The sequence below is a fragment of the Streptomyces sp. NPDC015144 genome (genome assembly GCF_043079735.1).
Lineage (GTDB): Bacteria > Actinomycetota > Actinomycetes > Streptomycetales > Streptomycetaceae > Streptomyces.
In genome coordinates, this window is the sequence record NZ_JBIBUU010000013.1 from 225,611 (window position 1) to 244,988 (window position 19,378).

General features: G+C 70.5%; 16 protein-coding genes. 13 read left to right on the forward strand and 3 right to left on the reverse strand.

Going from position 1 to position 19,378, the window contains the following annotated elements:
• Window positions 1-12: 12 nt before the first annotated feature.
• The 4 genes from mycP to ACF08W_RS22880 all read left to right on the forward strand — a co-directional run bounded on the left by mycP (window position 13) and on the right by ACF08W_RS22880 (window position 2,689).
• The gene (gene mycP / locus ACF08W_RS22865; protein ID WP_392280354.1) at window positions 13-1,281 is read left to right on the forward strand and encodes a type VII secretion-associated serine protease mycosin; all 1,269 of its coding nucleotides are present in this window, start codon (window positions 13-15) and stop codon (window positions 1,279-1,281) included.
• 130 nt (window positions 1,282-1,411) lie between these two features.
• Entirely contained in the window at window positions 1,412-1,885 is a 474-nt protein-coding gene (locus ACF08W_RS22870) for a hypothetical protein (protein ID WP_392280355.1), read from the forward strand.
• A gap of 80 nt (window positions 1,886-1,965) precedes the next feature.
• Window positions 1,966-2,325 (forward strand): WXG100 family type VII secretion target, encoded by a 360-nt coding sequence (locus ACF08W_RS22875; protein WP_385212124.1) that lies wholly within the window; start codon window positions 1,966-1,968, stop codon window positions 2,323-2,325.
• A 64-nt stretch (window positions 2,326-2,389) separates the two neighbouring features.
• Window positions 2,390-2,689 carry a WXG100 family type VII secretion target gene (locus ACF08W_RS22880; RefSeq protein WP_352276445.1) on the forward strand — a complete coding sequence of 100 codons (300 nt, stop codon included), beginning with the start codon at window positions 2,390-2,392 and terminating at the stop codon, window positions 2,687-2,689.
• A 63-nt stretch (window positions 2,690-2,752) separates the two neighbouring features.
• Here the strand turns inward: ACF08W_RS22880 and eccCa are convergent, their stop codons facing one another.
• On the reverse strand, window positions 2,753-6,730 hold the full coding sequence (eccCa, locus tag ACF08W_RS22885) for a type VII secretion protein EccCa (RefSeq protein ID WP_392280356.1): 3,978 nt from the start codon (window positions 6,728-6,730) through the stop codon (window positions 2,753-2,755).
• 284 nt (window positions 6,731-7,014) lie between these two features.
• On the opposite strand from eccCa, the gene eccD reads away from it, so the two are divergent.
• The 6 genes from eccD to ACF08W_RS22915 all read left to right on the forward strand — a co-directional run bounded on the left by eccD (window position 7,015) and on the right by ACF08W_RS22915 (window position 14,217).
• Window positions 7,015-8,523, forward strand: coding sequence for a type VII secretion integral membrane protein EccD (gene eccD / locus ACF08W_RS22890; protein ID WP_392280357.1), 1,509 nt, complete (start codon window positions 7,015-7,017; stop codon window positions 8,521-8,523).
• Window positions 8,524-8,726: 203 nt separating this feature from the next.
• Entirely contained in the window at window positions 8,727-9,014 is a 288-nt protein-coding gene (gene rpsO, locus ACF08W_RS22895) for a 30S ribosomal protein S15 (RefSeq protein ID WP_352276449.1), read from the forward strand.
• Window positions 9,015-9,346: 332 nt separating this feature from the next.
• Window positions 9,347-11,560, forward strand: a complete 2,214-nt coding sequence (locus tag ACF08W_RS22900) for a polyribonucleotide nucleotidyltransferase (RefSeq protein ID WP_352276450.1) — start codon at window positions 9,347-9,349, stop codon at window positions 11,558-11,560.
• On the forward strand, window positions 11,557-12,936 hold the full coding sequence (locus ACF08W_RS22905) for a pitrilysin family protein (protein WP_352276452.1): 1,380 nt from the start codon (window positions 11,557-11,559) through the stop codon (window positions 12,934-12,936). The genes ACF08W_RS22900 and ACF08W_RS22905 overlap by 4 nt, the downstream gene beginning before the upstream one ends.
• Window positions 12,937-12,990: 54 nt before the next feature.
• Complete coding sequence (gene dapB, locus ACF08W_RS22910) at window positions 12,991-13,743, forward strand: 4-hydroxy-tetrahydrodipicolinate reductase (protein ID WP_385212131.1); 753 nt, start codon at window positions 12,991-12,993, stop codon at window positions 13,741-13,743.
• 12 nt (window positions 13,744-13,755) lie between these two features.
• Window positions 13,756-14,217: a hypothetical protein gene (locus ACF08W_RS22915; RefSeq protein ID WP_392280358.1), complete on the forward strand. Its 462-nt coding sequence runs from the start codon at window positions 13,756-13,758 to the stop codon at window positions 14,215-14,217.
• Window positions 14,218-14,256: 39 nt separating this feature from the next.
• Here the strand turns inward: ACF08W_RS22915 and ACF08W_RS22920 are convergent, their stop codons facing one another.
• Both ACF08W_RS22920 and ACF08W_RS22925 read right to left on the reverse strand, forming a co-directional pair.
• Window positions 14,257-14,808, reverse strand: coding sequence for a hypothetical protein (locus ACF08W_RS22920; protein ID WP_352276455.1), 552 nt, complete (start codon window positions 14,806-14,808; stop codon window positions 14,257-14,259).
• A 93-nt stretch (window positions 14,809-14,901) separates the two neighbouring features.
• Window positions 14,902-15,141 carry a hypothetical protein gene (locus ACF08W_RS22925; protein ID WP_392280359.1) on the reverse strand — a complete coding sequence of 80 codons (240 nt, stop codon included), beginning with the start codon at window positions 15,139-15,141 and terminating at the stop codon, window positions 14,902-14,904.
• 185 nt (window positions 15,142-15,326) lie between these two features.
• Here ACF08W_RS22925 and thyX point away from each other — a divergent pair, with 185 nt between their 5' ends.
• The 3 genes from thyX (at window position 15,327) to ACF08W_RS22940 (ending at window position 18,927) form a co-directional block, all read left to right on the forward strand.
• Window positions 15,327-16,064 carry an FAD-dependent thymidylate synthase gene (gene thyX / locus ACF08W_RS22930; RefSeq protein ID WP_352276458.1) on the forward strand — a complete coding sequence of 246 codons (738 nt, stop codon included), beginning with the start codon at window positions 15,327-15,329 and terminating at the stop codon, window positions 16,062-16,064.
• A gap of 149 nt (window positions 16,065-16,213) precedes the next feature.
• Entirely contained in the window at window positions 16,214-17,113 is a 900-nt protein-coding gene (gene dapA / locus ACF08W_RS22935) for a 4-hydroxy-tetrahydrodipicolinate synthase (protein WP_385212135.1), read from the forward strand.
• Window positions 17,114-17,241: 128 nt separating this feature from the next.
• A complete protein-coding gene (locus ACF08W_RS22940) occupies window positions 17,242-18,927 on the forward strand; it encodes a ribonuclease J (protein WP_352276461.1) in 1,686 nt (561 codons plus the stop codon).
• Window positions 18,928-19,378 lie beyond the last annotated feature (451 nt).

Consider the following 19,378-nt stretch of genomic DNA (forward strand, 5'->3'; position numbering starts at 1 on the left):
GGGCGGGCGCCCATGACGCAGCGCCCCTCGGCGTACCGGCGCCCCCTGACGGCGGCGGCCGCCATCGCTGTCCTCCTCCTCGTACTGCCGGCGTCGACCGCGGCGGCGGACGACTCCACCCGGTGCACCTTCCCCGCGAAGAAGTACGCGGGCCGCCCCTGGGCGCTGCAACGCGTCCTGCTGGACGAGTTGTGGAAGCAGTCCACCGGCAAGGGGGTCCGGGTGGCCGTCATCGACACCGGCGTGGACATCACGAACCCCCAGCTCACGGAGGCGGTGGACGCACGGAGCGGCCACAATTTCCTGCCGCGGAACCTCAAGGACGAGAACGGCGGCAAGGCCGAGCGGGGCAGGGAGGACGGCACCACCGACCGGGTCGGGCACGGCACCAAGGTCGCCGGGATCATCGCGGCACGCGAGGCGAAGGGCACCGGCTTCACCGGCCTGGCCCCGGACGCGACGATCGTCCCGATCCAGCAGAACGACGCCGAGGGCAACGGAACGGCCGAGACACTGGCCGACGCCATCCGCTACGCCACCGACGTCGCCCACGCGGACGTCATCAACATCTCCCAGGACACGGCCAACGCCGTGGAGCCCGCGAGCGTACTGGAACAGGCGGTGGACGCCGCCCTGGCCAAGGAGGTCGTGGTCGTCGCCTCGGCGGGCAACGACGGACTCGGCGGCAACGTCAAGGAGACGTACCCGGCCTCGTACGAGGGCGTCCTGGCCGTGGCCGCGTCGGACCGCAACAACGAGCGGGCGCCCTTCTCCCAGTCCGGCGACTTCGTGGGTGTGGCCGCCCCCGGTGTGGACATCGTCTCGACGGTCCCCGGCGGCGGACACTGCGCCGACAACGGCACCAGTTTCTCGGCCCCGTACGTCGCCGGGGTCGCCGCCCTCATCAGGGCCAGGCACCGGGACTGGACGCGGAGACAGATCGTCGCCCAGATCCAGCAGACGGCGGAACGCTCGGTGGCGGGCCACGACCACCTGGTGGGCTGGGGCGTCGTCGACCCGGTGCGCGCCCTGACGGAGGACGAGAAGCCCATCGAGCGTCCGATGGCGCACGAGGGAGTGAGCAGGGGCGAAGCGCCGGCACCGGCCGCACTCCCACTGGGTGAAACGGCGGACGAGCGCAATGCCCGCCTGGCGACCTACGTGGTGGTGGGCGCCGCCGTTCTGGTCGCCGCGGCAGCGGGCGTCGCCGTGGCCGTGCGCGACGCCCGTCGACGGGCCGCTCGATTTTCGGCTGGAAACAGTTCCATGGACGACACGTGACGACCAAGAAGGGCAGCCCTGTCGTAGCCAGTGGCTAAGGTGCACGGAAACGGGGCCGGTCACTGTTCACTCGAGTGCGAAAGCAACGAGTGGCGGTCCGGGCCGAACGGGGAAAACGGGGGACGGGGCCGTGGCCGGTTCAGGCGACCTCCGGCGTGGTGCGGGCGCGCTGGAGAAGTTCAGAAGACGTGTCGACACACTGCTCGCCGAGCTGGAGGGTTCGGCGGCCGGCCGGTCGAGGATCGCGGCGCAGAAGGTGTCACGCTCCGCCCTGAGCGGCCGGAACGCCTGCTTCGCGGAGGCGGACGGTCTGCACACCCAGTACGACCGCGTCCACGAGGAGCTCGTCGCGCTCTCCAGAACGCTCGGCGACCAGATCGAGTACCTGAGCCTGGGCGTGCACGAGAAGACGTCCAGTTCCCCCGCCTCCGCGCCGGCTCCGGCGCAGCCCGGGGAGAAGGGGAGGGCCGACGGCCCCGTCGCGGCGGGAGCAGGCGAGGAGACGAGCGGCGGCGGCTCGCTCGGTCTGGTTCTCGGCGGGGCGGCGGTGGCCGTGGTCGGTGGCGGCGCCTTCGCGCTCGCCCGCAGGCGCCGCACCTCCTGACCGGCCGTACGTCTCCACCCGTACCCACCGGCGAGCAGAGCCGGCGGGCCGAAACAGAGCACCAGGAAGGAAGCCGAACCATGGCCGACCAGAAACTCTCGGATGCCGCACTCCGCAAGCTGGAGGGCGAGCTCACCACGCGATTCGACTCGGTGAAGGGCCAGTTGAAGACGTTGCAGGGAACGATCGACGGACTGGAAGGCCACTGGAAGGGCATCGGGGCCGGTGCCTTCAACGCGAAGCAGGAGGAGATCAACCGGCGCATGGCCAGCATCGCCCGTCGCCTCCTGAACTTCCAGGAAGCCATCGAGGCGGCGCGCACCATCTCCGGCAACACCGAGGAAGAGGTCAAGCAGGCGCTGCAGGGCGTCGACGTCGTCGGCGGCTACTCGGGCGACGCGGTCGCGGAGGCCAGGACCTCGAACCTCAACAACTTCTGACCCGGCCCACTCCGCGCCCGACAGGGCGCCTTCACACCGATCCTTGATGAAACGGGAGGACCGCATGTCGAACAACGACGGCACGATGGTTGTCACTTACGCGAGCCTGGACCTCGCCGCAGGCGCCATCGACCGGCAGAGCAAGCAGCTGGAGGAGGACCTCGCGTCGATCAAGCGGATGATCGCCCATGTGTCCGAACTCTGGGTGGGCGAGGCCAAGAGCGCCTACGACGCCGCTCAGCGGGGCTGGGACAACGACGCCACGGCCATCCACAACGCCCTGAGCGAGATCTCGCGCAAGGTGCGCGAAGCCGGCGCCTCCTACCACGCCGGCGACAAGCGGGCGAGGGCCAACTTCGAGTAGGGCGCGGCAGAGCATGAGACCGGGGCGGGCACGCACGGGAGGTGCCCACCCCGGTTCGCGTTCCTACCGCTGCCCGCCGTCCACGAGCCCCGTCTGCACCAGCGGATTCCCGCGTCGACGGGTGACGAGGACGCCGCGCCCCGGGGGCATCGGACGCGGCCGTACGCTGCCGAGGACATCCCCCTCGGCGGGGTCGCCGGAGAGCATCAGGCCCTGTGTGCCCAGCTCCATGACGCGCTGCAGGAACGACTCGTACAGGGCGCGTCCCGCCCCCGCCGTGGAGCGGGCGATGATGAACCGGACACCGACGTCCCGCGCGAACGGCAGCATCTCCGTGAGCTTGGCCAGCGGGTTGCCGCTGGACGTGGAGACCAGGTCGTAGTCGTCGACGACCACGTACACCGTCGGACCGCTCCACCAGCTGCGCGCGCGCAGTTCCTCCGCCGTGACGTCGGGCGACGGCGTACGGCGCCGCATCAGGTGGTACAGCGCGTCCACATGGTGCTCCATGTTGTTGGACATGGGCACGTACTCCGCCAGATGCGTCGCGGGGGTGGCGTCCAGGAGCGCTCGCCGGTTGTCGATGACGAAGAACTTGCAGCTGCTCCCGTCGTACCTCTCGGACAGCTGCTTGATGAGGAGCCGCAGCAGATTGGACTTGCCGGACTCGCTCTCGCCGAACACCAGGAAGAACGGATCGCGGTCGAAGTCGAGGAAGACCGGCTCCAGGCTGTTCTCGTCGATGCCGAACGCGACGCCCCGCTCCGGACGGGCGTGGCCCGCCGGCAGGGAGCCCGCCGGGAGTTCGCGGGGCAGCAGCCGGACCGCCGGGGCGGGCGCCGCGGTCCAGTGCCGGGCCACCTCCCGGTTCATGGCCGCCGTCGCCTCGGCGAGTTCGCTGTCGGAGTTGATGGAGTCGATCCGCGGCACCGCGGCCATGAAGTGCAGCTTCTCCGGGGTGAGGCCGCGGCCGGGCACACCGGCGGGCACATTGACCGCGGCCTTCCGGTCCAGTTCGGAGTCCATGACGTCCCCGAGCCGCAGTTCGAGCCGGTTCATCAGATGGTCCTTGAGGCCGGCCCGGACCTCCATGGAACGCGACGCCGTGACGACCAGGTGGATGCCGTACCCGAGGCCGCGCGCCGCGATGTCCAGCACCGCCGGCTCCAGGCCCTCGTAGTCGGTGCGGAAGCTGCCCCAGCCGTCGACGAGCAGGAACACGTCGCCCCACGGCTGGTCCGCGGCCGAGATGCCACCGCGCGCCCGCAGCCTGCGGAAGGTGGCGATCGAGTCGACCCCGGCGCTGCGGAAGTACTCCTCGCGCCGCGCCATGATCCCGTACACCTCGGCGACCGTGCGCCGCACCCGCTCGGGGTCGAGCCGGGAGGCGACTCCGCCGACGTGCGGCAGACCGGAGACCGAGGCCATGGAACCGCCACCGAAGTCGAGCCCGTAGAACTGGACCTCCTGGGGCGTGTGGGTGAGCGCGAAGCCCGCGACGAGTGTCCGCAGCAGCGTGGACTTCCCGGACTGCGGGCCACCGATGATCTGCATGTGCCCCGCCGCACCGGAGAAGTCCCGGTAGAGGGTGTCACGTAGCTGCTCGTACGGCTTGTCGACCACGCCGAGCGGTACGACGAGACGCCCCGAACCCTCGAACCCGGGCCGGGTCAGCCCGCGCCCCTCCACCGGGGCGAGGCCCGGAAGCAGGTCGTCCAGCGACGGCGGGTTGTCCAGCGGGGGCAGCCACACCTGGTGGGCCGGGGCCCCGCGCCCCTCCAGCCTGCGCACGATCACATCGAGCACCGTGTCCGCCAGGGCGTCGTCCTCCGACGTGCGCGGGTCGGGCACGGAGGCGCCCGGCAGCGGGTCCGGCCGCACGTACCGCACCGGCACCGGCGCCGCCGTGAACACCACCGGCCTGCGGTCCACCGGCAGCGGACCGGAGGACACGGCGGGCCGCCCGCCCGAGCGGTACACCCCGGAGACGTACGCGGCCTTGAAGCGCACCATCTCGTCCGTGCCGTACTTCAGGTACCCGGACCCGGGCACGTTGGGCAGGTGGTAGGCGTCCGGCACCCCCAGCGCCGCCCGCGACTCGCCCGCCGAGAACGTACGCAGACCGATCCGGTACGACAGATAGGTCTCCAGACCGCGCAGCCGCCCCTCCTCCAGGCGCTGCGAGGCCAGCAGCAGATGGACGCCCAGCGAACGGCCGATGCGGCCGATCTGCACGAACATCTCGATGAAGTCGGGCTTGGCGGTGAGCAGTTCGCTGAACTCGTCGATGACCAGGACGAGGGAGGGGATGGGCTCCAGCGGGGCGCCCGCCGCGCGCGCCTTCTCGTAGTCGTGGACGTTGGCGTGGTTGCCCGCGTCGCGCAGCATCTCCTGCCGGCGGTTGAGCTCACCGCTGATGGAGTCGCCCATGCGGTCGACCAGCGTCAGATCGTCCGCGAGGTTGGTGATCACGGCCGCGACGTGGGGCATCCGGGCCATACCGGCGAAGGTCGCGCCGCCCTTGAAGTCCGCGAGGACGAAGTTGAGCGTCTCCGAGGTGTGGGTGACGGCGAGGCCGAGCACGAGCGTGCGCAGCAGTTCGGACTTGCCGGAGCCGGTGGCGCCGACGCACAGGCCGTGCGGCCCCATGCCCTCCTGCGCCGCCTCCTTCAGGTCCAGCATCACGGGGCCGCCATCCTCGCCGACCCCGATCGGGACACGCAGCCGCTCGGCCTGGGAACGGGCGCGCCAGGTCCTGCCGGCGTCGATCGAGGCCGCGTCGCCGAGGTTCAGCAGATCGGTGAACTCGAGATTGGCGAGAAGTGGTTCGCCGTCGTCCCCACCGGAGGCCATGTGGAGCGGTGCCAGCTGCCGGGCCAGCGCCTCGGCGGCCTCCTGGCCGAGCAGGTCGGGGACGCCGTCGTAGACCAGCCCGTGCCCGGACTCCAGCCGGAGCAGATCGGGGCGGACCACGACGGACAGGCCGCCACGCGCCCCGTCGGGCTCACCCGGCACGAGCTCGACGACCGTCACGCCCTGGAGCCCCTCGGCCGCGGCCAGCGCGGACACCGGCGACACGGACCGGCCGTCGAGCACGACGACGACATGCGGCCGGTCCATGAGAGGCCGGCCGTCGGGCTGGAAGCGGGGCCGCCCGTCGAGCCGGGGAGCGAGCAACTCCTCCAGCTCCCCGACGCTCGTGGTGATCAGACGGCGGACGCCGGCACCGTCGACGAAGCCCGGGGCCTGCGCGTGCGGAAGCCACTTCACCCACTCCCAGCGCGGGGCGGCGTCCGGGCCCGCCGCGACGGCGACGACCAGGTCCTCGGGGGAGTGCAGCGAGGCGAGCGAACCGACCATCGCGCGGGCGGTCGAACGGACGGACTCCGCCTCACCGCTGATCGTCAGGTGGTAGAAGGCGCGCAGCGAGACCGCCATGGGCAGTCCGTCCAGGGTGCTGTGGACCGTCAGGAACTGCTGCATCGCCCCCGCGGTGAGCGGCTCCAGCTCGTCGACCGGCGCGGTGTCGGGTGCGACGAGCGGGGTGGCGAGCTCCTGACTGCCCAGCCCGATCCGTACCTGGGCGAAGTCGGGGTCGCCCGGGCGCCGCTCCCAGACCCGGCTGCCCTCGGCGACGAGCGCCCACAGCTGGTCCGGCGACGGGTGGAGGTAGAACTGCGCGTCGCGCTGGGTCCGGGCCGTGCTCAGCACGGTGCGTCTGGTCTGCGCCAGGTACTTCAGATAGTCGCGCCGCAGGTCGGCGAGGTGCCCCTGGGTCCCCCGCCGGAAGCGGACCATCATCGCGACCGCCATGGCGACGGTCGAGGCAACCATGATCACGCCCATGATCCGCATGATCGGGTTCGGGGTCATGAAGAAGAAGACCACGGAACCGCCCATGCCGAGCATCGGCAGCAACTGCATCATCACCCCCTCCTGCTGCCCGCGCGGCAGCTCCGGAGGTGATTGCAACTGCACCTGCCCGTCCGGAACCCGGGAGGGCAGGGCCCGGGGCGGGCGCTTGACGACGATCTGGCTCACGGACCACCAATTCCCTGACCGGACAGAGCTGTTCATGTCGAGCTCCCGCGGCGAAGGGCTCCGTCCGGAGAAGGAGTCCGCGGCGCACGGCGGGGCGCCGGGAGCGATAGGGTGTCGCAACGCGTGTAAGCATTCGCTAATTTCCGCAACGACCGCAAGGAATCGGCCGTTCGAGGCGCGAGGGTGCCCCGGGTCCCGGTGGGCCGCCGTGCGGCGCGGACGGGGACGACCCGGCGAGGCCCGCGACCCCGGCCGGTCGCGGAAGCGACGAGGGGGAACATCAGGTGACTGCGACGGCCCGGACGGCGGCCACCGGGCGGACGAGGCCCGCGCCCGGAACTCCGGGAGGCGACGGAACCGGCTTCTGCCGGGTCACGGTCGTCGCACCCGACGGCCGCGTCGACGTGGCGCTGCCCGAGGACATCGCCGTGGCCGACCTGTACCCGGAGATCCTCCGGCTGTCCGGGCAGAGCCCCGACCGGGGCGCCCCGGTCGGCTACCACCTGGTGCGCCGCGACGGCACCGTCCTCGACGGCGGGCGCACCCTGGCCGGCCAGCGCGTCCTCGACGGCGAACTGCTCTCCCTGCGCCCCTTCGCCGAGTCACTGCCCCCCGCCGTCTTCGACGACGTCTCCGACGCGGTCGCCACCGCCGTCGCCCGTGACCGCACCCTCTGGGGCGACGGCCCCATGCGCGGTGCCGGACTCCTCGCGGGCTCGCTCCTGCTGGTCCTGCTCGCCTTCGTCCTGTGGAACTCCGGCCTCGGGCACGACATGCACGGGCTGCCGGGCGCCCTCGCCGGGGTCGTCGCCGTACTCGCCCTCGCGCTCGCCTGCGTACGCGCCCGGGTCTACGACGACCGGGGCTCGTGCACGGCGCTGGGCCTCGGCGCCCTCGCGAACGTCGCGGTCTCCGGGGCCGGGCTGCTGCCGCCCGGCGAGGGGCAGGGCGTCGGCAGGCTCCAGTTCCTCCTCGCCTGCGCCGCCGTACTGGTGGCCGCGGTGGTCCTCATGATCGCCGCCCCGGGCGGGGACGGCCTCTTCGTCGCCTTCGTGTTCGCCGCCGCCGTCGGCGTGCTGGCGACCTTCGCCGCGATCGTCGCCGGCCTGGAGCCCGTCGAGACCGCGGCGGTGTGCGCCCCGTTCTCCGTGGGAGCCCTCGCCTTCCTGCCCGGTCTCTCGACCCGCTTCGCCCGCCTCCCCATCGGCTTCGAGCCGCCCCGCACCACCGTCGGCGACTACGGGACGTCCGAGCCGGCCCCGCAGGGCCCCGTCGACGCCGACCGCGTCGCCGCCCGGGCGCGGCGCGGCCACGAACTGCTCGTCGGCCTGGTCGGCGGCTGCGCGCTGGTGGCCGTGGGCGCCGCGGCCGTCCTCGGGTTCTCGGACGACGTTCGGGGGCAGCTCCTGGCGCTCGCCACCGGGATCGCCATGCTGATGCGCTCCCACCTGTTCCGCTACACGGTCCAGGTCGGCTGCGTGCTGGCGGCGGGGCTCGGCGCGCTCGTACTCCTGGGCCTCGGCCTGTCCCTCCACCCGCCGGTCGGAATCGTGCGGGACGCCGCCGCGGGGGACGGCTCCGCGCTCGACATCCGGACGGTCTGGCTCGCCGCCGCCGTCGCGGGCGCCGCCGCGCTGGTCACCGCCATCGGACTGATCGTCCCGCGCAAGGGGGTCACCCCGTTCTGGGGCCGCTTCCTGGAGATCGCGGAGGCGGCGGTGCTCCTGACCCTGATCCCGCTCTGCCTCGCCGTCCTCGACCTCTACCACGCCGTCCGGGCCCTCACCGGCTGACCGGCCCCACCACCCGCCGCACCTGCACCGGCCGTACCGGCTCCGCCGGACTGGTACGCTGTGTGACGGCCGTTTGTGTACGCCCTCCCGGATCTTCCTGGGAGCTGCGCTCATCGGACCTTCGCTCCCGAGTCATGGAAGCCCCCCTGAGAACGGACCAGGGGCACTCGCGGGCGCATCGAACACCAAAAGAGGAGTACCGCGTGTCGCTCGACGCCGCTACGAAGAAGCAGATCATGGCCGAGTTCGCCACCAAGGAGGGTGACACCGGTTCCCCCGAGGTCCAGGTCGCGATGCTCTCCCGTCGCATCTCGGACCTGACGGAGCACCTGAAGGTCCACAAGCACGACCACCACTCCCGCCGTGGTCTGCTGATCCTGGTCGGCCAGCGCCGCCGCCTCCTGCAGTACCTGGCCAAGAAGGACATCCAGCGCTTCCGCGCCCTGGTCGAGCGCCTCGGCATCCGCCGCGGTGCGGCCGGCGCCAAGTAAGTCGCCGTGAAGGGAGCGGTTCCCACCACTGAGGGGGGCCGCTCCCTTTGCCGTACGCACGCTTGTGCGTGCACCGCACGGCACGTGACGGACGTGTCCGCCCGGCCGTGATGCCAAGCGGAACCGATTCTCAGTAATCTGGTCGGAGAACGACCGACAGACGAGCGAGAAGCAGACCTCCCCGCCGCCGGTCCTCGGTAGTGGCCCCCGGACTGAATCGACCCGGGTGCTTCGATCGAAGACCGGCCCGCCGATGGAGGGCTTCTCCGCAACCGTCCCCCCGCCACACGGGCTCGGGGACGCGAAGACGATATGTAACGGAGAAAACGCTAGTGGAGAACGAGACCCACTACGCCGAGGCCGTCATCGACAACGGCACCTTCGGCACCCGCACCATCCGCTTCGAGACGGGCCGCCTGGCCAAGCAGGCCGCCGGCTCCGCCGTCGCGTACCTGGACGACGACACGATGGTGCTGTCGGCCACGACCGCTTCGAAGCGGCCCAAGGACCAGCTCGACTTCTTCCCCCTCACGGTGGACGTCGAGGAGCGGCAGTACGCCGCCGGCAAGATCCCCGGCTCCTTCTTCCGCCGGGAGGGCCGCCCCTCCGAGGACGCGATCCTCACCTGCCGCCTGATCGACCGCCCGCTGCGCCCGTCCTTCAAGAAGGGCCTGCGCAACGAGATCCAGATCGTCGAGACGATCATGGCGCTCAACCCCGACCACCTGTACGACGTGGTCGCGATCAACGCCGCCTCCTGCTCCACTCAGCTGGCCGGCCTGCCCTTCTCCGGCCCGGTCGGCGGCACCCGTGTCGCCCTGATCAAGGGCCAGTGGGTCGCCTTCCCGACGCACACCGAGCTCGAGGACGCCGTCTTCGACATGGTCGTCGCCGGTCGCGTCCTGGAGGACGGCGACGTCGCGATCATGATGGTCGAGGCCGAGGCCACCGAGAAGACCATCCAGCTCGTCAAGGACGGCGCCGAGGCCCCGACCGAGGAGGTCGTCGCCGCCGGTCTGGAAGCCGCGAAGCCCTTCATCAAGGTCCTCTGCAAGGCCCAGTCGGACCTCGCCGCCAAGGCCGCCAAGCCCACCGGCGACTTCCCGGTCTTCCTGGACTACCAGGACGACGTCTTCGAGGCGCTCGCCGCCGCCGTGACGTCCGAGCTGGCCCAGGCGCTCACCATCGCGGGCAAGCAGGACCGCGAGGCCGAGCTGGACCGCGTCAAGGAGATCGCCGCCGAGAAGCTCCTCCCGGCCTTCGAGGGCCGCGAGAAGGAGATCTCCGCCGCCTATCGCGCGCTGACCAAGAAGCTGGTCCGCGAGCGCGTCATCAAGGACAAGGTCCGCATCGACGGCCGTGGCGTCACGGACATCCGTACGCTCGCCGCCGAGGTCGAGGCCATCCCGCGGGTGCACGGTTCCGCGCTGTTCGAGCGTGGCGAGACCCAGATCCTGGGCGTCACCACCCTCAACATGCTCCGCATGGAGCAGCAGCTGGACACCCTCTCCCCGGTGACCCGCAAGCGCTACATGCACAACTACAACTTCCCGCCGTACTCCGTCGGTGAGACCGGCCGCGTGGGCTCGCCCAAGCGCCGCGAGATCGGCCACGGCGCGCTCGCCGAGCGCGCCATCGTGCCGGTGCTGCCGTCGCGCGAGGAGTTCCCCTACGCGATCCGCCAGGTCTCCGAGGCGCTGGGCTCCAACGGCTCGACGTCCATGGGCTCGGTCTGCGCCTCCACCATGTCGCTGCTGAACGCCGGTGTGCCGCTCAAGGCCGCCGTCGCCGGTATCGCCATGGGCCTGATCTCCCAGGAGATCGACGGCAAGACCCACTACGTCGCCCTCACCGACATCCTCGGTGCGGAGGACGCCTTCGGCGACATGGACTTCAAGGTCGCCGGCACCAAGCAGTTCGTGACCGCGCTCCAGCTCGACACCAAGCTCGACGGCATCCCCGCCTCGGTCCTGGCCGCCGCGCTGAAGCAGGCCCGCGACGCGCGTCTGCACATCCTCGACGTGATGAACGAGGCGATCGACGTTCCGGACGAGATGTCCCCGAACGCCCCGCGGATCATCACCGTCAAGATCCCGGTGGACAAGATCGGTGAGGTCATCGGCCCCAAGGGCAAGATGATCAACCAGATCCAGGAGGACACCGGCGCCGACATCACGATCGAGGACGACGGCACCATCTACATCGGTGCCTCCGACGGCCCGGCCGCCGAGGCCGCCCGCGCCACGATCAACTCGATCGCCAACCCGACCATGCCGGAGGTCGGCGAGCGCTACCTGGGTACGGTCGTCAAGACCACCACCTTCGGTGCCTTCGTCTCCCTCATGCCGGGCAAGGACGGCCTGCTGCACATCTCGCAGATCCGCAAGCTCGCCGGTGGCAAGCGCGTGGAGAACGTCGAGGACGTGCTCGGTGTCGGGACCAAGGTCCAGGTCGAGATCGCCGAGATCGACTCGCGCGGCAAGCTCTCCCTCGTCCCGGTCATCGAGGGCGAGGACGACGAGAAGAAGGACGACGCCGCCAAGTGACGTCCCGTAGTTCCGTGACGACGGCCCGCGCCTCCTCTGGGGCGCGGGCCGTCGCCCGTACCCAAACGCTTCTCAAGGGCAGCAACGGCGCCGGAACGGTCCGCCGTACCGTGCTCCCCGGCGGCCTCCGGGTCGTCACCGAGACCCTGCCCTCCGTACGCTCCGCCACCTTCGGCATCTGGGCCAACGTCGGTTCCCGCGACGAGACCCCCTCGCTGAACGGCGCGACGCACTACCTCGAACACCTCCTCTTCAAGGGCACCGCCAAGCGCAGCGCCCTCGACATCTCCGCCGCGATCGACGCGGTCGGCGGCGAGATGAACGCCTTCACGGCGAAGGAGTACACCTGCTACTACGCGCGGGTCCTCGACACCGACCTGCCGCTGGCCATCGACGTCGTCTGCGACATGCTGACCGGCTCGCTGATCACCGCCGAGGACGTCGACGCGGAGCGCGGCGTCATCCTCGAGGAGATCGCGATGACCGAGGACGACCCGGGCGACTGCGTGCACGACCTGTTCGCGCACACCATGCTCGGCGACACCCCCCTCGGCCGCCCGGTCCTCGGCACCGTCGACACCGTCAACGCGCTCGACCGCGACCGCATCGCCCGCTTCTACCGGAAGCACTACGACCCCACGCACCTGGTCGTCGCCGCCGCCGGCAACATCGACCACGCCACGGTCGTACGCCAGGTCCGCCGGGCCTTCGAACGGGCGGGCGCGCTCTCCCGCACCGACGCCGTCCCGGTCGCTCCGCGCCAGGGCTCCCGCACCCTGCGCACCGCGGGCCGGATGGAGGTGCTGAACCGCAAGACGGAACAGGCCCACGTCGTCCTCGGTGTCCCCGGCCTGGCCCGGACCGACGACCGCCGCTGGGCCCTCGGCGTGCTCAACACGGCCCTCGGCGGCGGCATGAGCTCCCGCCTGTTCCAGGAGGTACGGGAGAAGCGCGGCCTCGCCTACAGCGTGTACTCGTACACCTCGGGCTTCGCCGACTGCGGCCTCTTCGGCGTGTACGCGGGCTGCCGCCCCAGCCAGGTCCACGACGTCCTGCGCATCTGCCGGGACGAGCTCGACCGGGTGGTCTCCGAGGGGCTCAGCGACGAGGAGATCGGCCGCGCGGTCGGCCAGCTCTCCGGCTCCACGGTGCTCGGCCTGGAGGACACCGGCGCGCTGATGAACCGCATCGGCAAGAGCGAGCTGTGCTGGGGGGACCAGATGTCGGTCGACGACATGCTGGCCCGGATAGCACGGGTCACCCCCGACGACGTCCGCGCCGTCGCGGCGGAGGTGCTGGGGCGCCGCCCCTCCCTCTCCGTCATCGGCCCGCTCAAGGACAAGCAGGTCGCCCGCCTCGAAGAAGCGGTCTCCTGACCGCCGGGGCGGACCGCCCACCACCCGTCGACTCCCGTTAAGGAAGCAGAGCACATGAGCAAGCTGCGCGTGGCCGTTCTCGGCGCCAGGGGCCGGATCGGCTCCGAGGCGGTACGAGCCGTCGAGGCCGCCGACGACATGGAGCTGGTGGCCGCCCTCGGCCGGGGCGACTCGCTGGAGACCCTCACGGAATCCGGGGCCCAGGCCGTCGTCGAGCTCACCACCCCCGCGTCGGTGATGGACAACCTCGAATTCTGTGTCCGGCACGGCATCCACGCCGTCGTCGGCACCACGGGCTGGACCGACGAACGGCTCGCGCGGCTGAACGGATGGCTCGCCGCCTCCCCGGCGACCGGTGTGCTCATCGCGCCGAACTTCTCCATCGGCGCCGTCCTCACCATGAAGTTCGCGGAGCAGGCCGCCCGCTACTTCGAGTCCGTCGAGGTCATCGAGCTGCACCACCCCAACAAGGTCGACGCCCCCTCGGGCACCGCCACCCGCACCGCCCAGCTGATCGCCGGGGCCCGCCGCGCGGCCGGCCTCGGCGACCAGCCGGACGCCACCGCCACCGCCCTGGACGGTGCCCGCGGCGCCGACGTCGACGGCGTACCGGTCCACGCGGTCCGGCTCCGGGGCCTGCTCGCCCACCAGGAGGTGCTGCTCGGCGGGGAGGGCGAGACCCTCACCATCCGCCACGACTCCCTGCACCACAGCAGCTTCATGCCGGGCATCCTGCTCGGTACCCGCCGCGTGGTGACCACTCCCGGCCTCACGTTCGGCCTGGAACACTTCCTCGACCTGAACTGACTGAGCCCTGCCATGCGCGCAAAGATCACCTACTTCGTCACCGCCGCCGTCCTGGTCTTCTACTTCGTCCTGGTCGGCAGTCGCGGGTTCCTGCTCATCGAGCACGGCACCCCGCTGACGGTCACCTTCGGGGTCGCGGTGCTGATCCTGCCGGTGATCGGGGTCTGGTTCCTCTGGAAGAACACCCAGTTCGTCTCCCGGGCCAACGCGCTGGCCGTGCAGCTCGACGCGGAGGGCGGCCTGCCCGTCGACGAACTGGTCCGCACCGCGTCCGGCCGGATCGACCGCGATTCGGCCGACGCGGTCTTCGCCCGTCGCCGCGAGGAGACCGAGGACTCCCCGGACGACTGGCGCTGCTGGTTCCGCCTGGCCGTCGCCTACCAGGACGCCAGGGACACCCCGAGGGCCCGCAAGGCCATGCAGCGGGCCATCGCTCTGCACGGCACGGAGAAGGCCCGGCCCGGCACGCCCTGATCGGGCGGCGCGGGGCCGGGCCTTCCGGTCGTACGGGCCTCAGGCCGGCCGGTACTCGTCCGCCCAGGCCTCGACCGTGTCCGCCGCCCGGTCGAAGGCCTCGGACCGGGTCAGGAAGTCGGCGTTGCTGTCGGTGAGCAGCGGCGGCACCGGCTCGCCCCCCTGGCGCACGAGGACCAGCGCCTGCCCCTGGACCGTCCGCGGGAAGCCGAGCCACTTGACCGGCTGCTGCACCGTGCGGACGGCGGTGACCCGGTTCCACGGCACGGTCACCGTGCTGAGGAAGCCGACCCGGCGCACGCCGTGGCGGCTGACCCAGGCACCCATCCGCAGCAGCCGCAGCGCACAGGCGATGATCACCAGAGCCAGCACCAGGCACACCGCCGCGCCCGGAAGCTCCGCGGCGAAGGCGATGATCATGCCTGCCAGCAGTACGAAGGACGCCAGCAGCAGCGCACCGGCCGCGGCCGCGACCCGCCAGGGACCGGGACGGTAGGGACGCCGCCAGCTGTCGTGGTCGTCGAACGGCAGCGCGATGTCCTCGGCCTGCGCGTCAAACGCGCGGTCGGCCGTCAGGAAGGGCAGGGGCACGTCTGATCCTCACTCACAAGCACACTCGATTGCTGTGCCCGGTGAGGCTACCGAGACGATCACGGCCGGACCACCCCAGGGGGCCCGTACGCGTCACCGCCCCTGGGCGGCCTCGGTCTGTTCCGTGTGCGTCGGCCCTTGGGCGGGGCTGAGTGCGGGCAGACCGAGGACCACCGCCCCGACCAGACCGGCTATCACCGTCAACCCCACGAGGGAACGGGCGGTGAGCTGGGAGACACTGGGCCGCTCGCGCGGCGGCGGGGACACATTACTGCGGAATCGGTCGCTCTCGGCCACGAACGAGAACGGAACGGATTCACGCCGGCGGAACATGAGGAGGATCTCCTTGAACTGTGCGGTGGATGCTGCTATTGGGTCAGACGAGCGAACGGGCCGATCGGTGCCCCGAATCGCCGATTTCGTGGAAGAAATCCCGGCACGGCCCTTCCGACCTGCTTGTCAGTGGCGGCCCGTAGAGTGGGCGCCGCCCGAGCGACGCGATTGGAAGGACCCCGCCGGTGACCGAGACCCCCGAGCCCGCAAAGCCCAGCTTCCGCAGTGATGTCACCGTCGAGCTGGTGAAACACGCCGCGGGCGACGCCGACGTCCTGTTCGCGGCCCGCGTCTCCACGGCCGGCGAGCAGTCCCTGGAGGAGGTCACCAAGGACCCGGAGCGCTCCAAGGGCCTCATCAACTTCCTGATGCGCGACCGCCACGGCAGCCCGTTCGAGCACAACTCGATGACCTTCTTCATCAGCGCCCCGATCTTCGTGTTCCGGGAGTTCATGCGCCACCGCGTCGGCTGGTCGTACAACGAGGAATCGGGCCGCTACCGGGAGCTCCAGCCGGTCTTCTACGTTCCCGACGCCTCCCGTCGGCTGGTCCAGCAGGGCCGCCCCGGCAAGTACGAGTTCGTCGAGGGCACCGCGGCCCAGCTGGAGCTCACCGGCCGGGTCATGGAGGACTCCTACCGCCAGGCGTACGAGGCGTACCAGGAGATGCTCGCCGCCGGAGTGGCCCGCGAGGTCGCCCGCTCCGTGCTTCCCGTCGGCCTCTTCTCCTCGATGTACGCCACGTGCAACGCCCGCTCGCTGATGCACTTCCTCGGCCTGCGCACCCAGCACGAGCTGGCCCAGGTGCCGTCCTTCCCGCAGCGCGAGATCGAGATGGTCGGCGAGCAGATGGAAGAGCACTGGGCCCGGCTGATGCCGCTCACCCACGCGGCCTTCAACAAGAACGGACGGGTCGCCCCGTAAGCGGTGTCCGTATTGCGGCGTTTCATGAAGTTCATCTAGGCTGATCAAACGGACCCGGCACTGCTTGAACCCCCGAGCAGGCAGTGCCGGGCTCCTTCTGGCTGCCCCGAGGGGGCAGTCCCGGCTGAGCAGCGAGTAGCGTGTTACCCATGGCTCCGATCTCCACTCCGCAGGCCCCCTTCGGGCGGGTCCTCACCGCTATGGTCACGCCCTTCACGGCGGACGGCGCACTCGACCTCGACGGCGCCCAGCGGCTCGCCACCCATCTCGTGGACGCAGGCAACGACGGCCTGGTCGTCAACGGCACCACCGGTGAGTCCCCGACCACCAGCGACGCGGAGAAGGACCAGCTCGTACGAGCGGTCCTGGAAGCCGTGGGGGACCGGGCCCATGTCATCGCCGGCATCGGCACCAACGACACGCGGCACAGCATCGAGCTCGCCCGCACCGCCGAGAGCTCCGGCGCCCACGGCCTCCTCGCGGTGACGCCGTACTACAACAAGCCGCCGCAGGAAGGGCTCCACCGCCACTTCTCGGCCATCGCGGACGCCACCGGCCTCCCGGTCATGCTCTACGACATCCCCGGCCGCAGCGGAGTGCCGATCGACACGGAGACGCTCGTACGCCTCTCCGAGCACCCGCGCATCGTCGCCAACAAGGACGCCAAGGGCGACCTCGGCCGCGCCAGCTGGGCCATCGCCCGCTCGGGCCTGGCCTGGTACTCCGGCGACGACATGCTCAACCTGCCGCTCCTCTCGGTCGGCGCCGTCGGCTTCGTCTCCGTGGTCGGCCACGTCGTCACCCCCGAGCTGCGCGCGCTGATCGAGGCGCACACCACCGGTGACGTCCAGAAGGCCACCGAGATCCACCAGAAGCTCCTCCCGGTCTTCACCGGCATGTTCCGGACCCAGGGTGTGATCACCACGAAGGCCGCGCTGGCCCTCCAGGGCCTCCCTGCGGGGCCGCTGCGCCTCCCTCTGGTGGAGCTCACCGAGCAGGAGACGGCCCAGCTCAAGGTCGATCTCGCGGCCGGTGGGGTAGAGCTGTAACCACTGACTTCACAACTGAATAAGCGAAGAACACCCGCAAGTACGACACCCAGACAACAGCAAGTGCACGAATGACATGCGCGCCACGTGCCCAAGCGGTACGTGGCGTGCGTGGTAAGGAGAGTCTTTTGAGTCATCCGCATCCCGAACTCGGCACCCCGCCGAAGCTCCCGAAGGGCGGACTGCGCGTCACCCCGCTCGGCGGCCTCGGTGAGATCGGCCGCAACATGACGGTCTTCGAGTACGGCGGCCGCCTGCTCATCGTCGACTGCGGCGTCCTCTTCCCCGAGGAGGAGCAGCCCGGCGTCGACCTGATCCTTCCGGACTTCTCGACGATCCGGGACCGCCTCGACGACATCGAGGGCATCGTCCTCACGCACGGCCACGAGGACCACATCGGCGGTGTCCCGTACCTGCTGCGCCTGAAGCCGGACATCCCGCTGATCGGTTCCAAGCTGACCCTCGCGCTCATCGAGGCGAAGCTCCAGGAGCACCGCATCCGTCCGTACACCCTTGAGGTGGCGGAGGGGCAGCGCGAGCGCATCGGCGTCTTCGACTGCGAGTTCATCGCGGTCAACCACTCGATCCCGGACGCGCTCGCGGTCGCCATCCGGACCCCCGCGGGCCTGGCCGTGGCGACCGGCGACTTCAAGATGGACCAGCTCCCGCTGGACGGCCGCCTCACCGACCTGCACGCCTTCGCCCGGCTGAGCGAGGAGGGCATCGACCTCCTTCTCTCCGACTCGACGAACGCGGAGGTCCCCGGCTTCGTACCGCCCGAGCGCGACATCTCCAACGTCCTGCGCACGGTCTTCGCCAACGCCCAGAAGCGCATCATCGTGGCGAGCTTCGCCAGCCACGTCCACCGCATCCAGCAGATCCTCGACGCGGCGCACGAGTACGGCCGCAGGGTCGCCTTCGTCGGCCGGTCCATGGTCCGCAACATGGGCATCGCCCGGGACCTGGGCTATCTGAACGTCCCGGCGGGGCTGATCGTCGACGTACGGACCCTCGACGACCTGCCGGACGACGAGGTCGTGCTGGTGTGCACCGGTTCCCAGGGCGAGCCGATGGCCGCGCTGTCCCGGATGGCCAACCGCGACCACCAGATCCGGATCGTCCCGGGTGACACGGTGATCCTCGCGTCGTCGCTGATCCCGGGCAACGAGAACGCGGTCTACCGCGTGATCAACGGCCTGACGCGCTGGGGCGCCAACGTCGTCCACAAGGGCAACGCCAAGGTCCACGTCTCGGGCCACGCCTCGGCGGGCGAGCTGCTGTACTTCTACAACATCTGTCGCCCGAAGAACCTGATGCCGGTCCACGGCGAATGGCGCCACCTGCGCGCCAACGCGGAACTCGGCGCGCTCACCGGAGTGCCCAAGGACCACATCGTGATCGCCGAGGACGGCGTCGTCGTCGACCTGGTCGACGGCCGGGCCAAGATCGTCGGCAAGGTCCAGGCCGGCTACGTGTACGTCGACGGCCTCTCCGTCGGTGACGTCACCGAGAGCTCGCTCAAGGACCGCCGCATCCTCGGCGACGAGGGCATCATCTCGGTCTTCATCGTGGTGGACAGCTCCACCGGCAAGATCGTGGCCGGCCCCCACATCCATGCCCGGGGGTCCGGCATCGACGACGCGGCGTTCAACGCCGTCGCGCCGAAGATCGAGGAAGCGATCAACAAGTCCGCGCAGGACGGCGTGATGGAGCCGCACCAGCTCCAGCAGCTCGTCCGCCGCACGGTGGGCAAGTGGGTCTCCGACACCTACCGCCGCCGGCCGATGATCCTCCCGGTCGTCGTCGAGGTCTGACCCCGACCGGTACGGACACGGGAGCGGGGCCCCGATTTGCATCGGGCGCCCCGCTCCAGTACGTTTACGGCTCCGCCTGAACGGGAACAGCCGCGCACACCTGTGTGCCCGGGCTGGAGCCGGACAGGGCGGGAATTCCGACTCAGAATCTCTGATAAAGTCGGATCCGCCGAAAGGCAAAGACCTTCCAGCAGGTCACCGGAATTCAAATTCGGACCGGAAACGGAACGTAAAAGAGTCTGGTAAGGTTGGAGCCGCCGGAAAGGGAATCGCGGAAGCGAAGAGCTGGAAAGCGGAACCCGCTTCGACCGGGAATCGGGACTCGAAAGAGTCTGATAGAGTCGGAAACGCAAGATCGAAGGGAAAAGCCCGGAGGAAAGCCCGAGAGGGTGAGTACAAAGGAAGCGTCCGTTCCTTGAGAACTCAACAGCGTGCCAAAAGTCAACGCCAG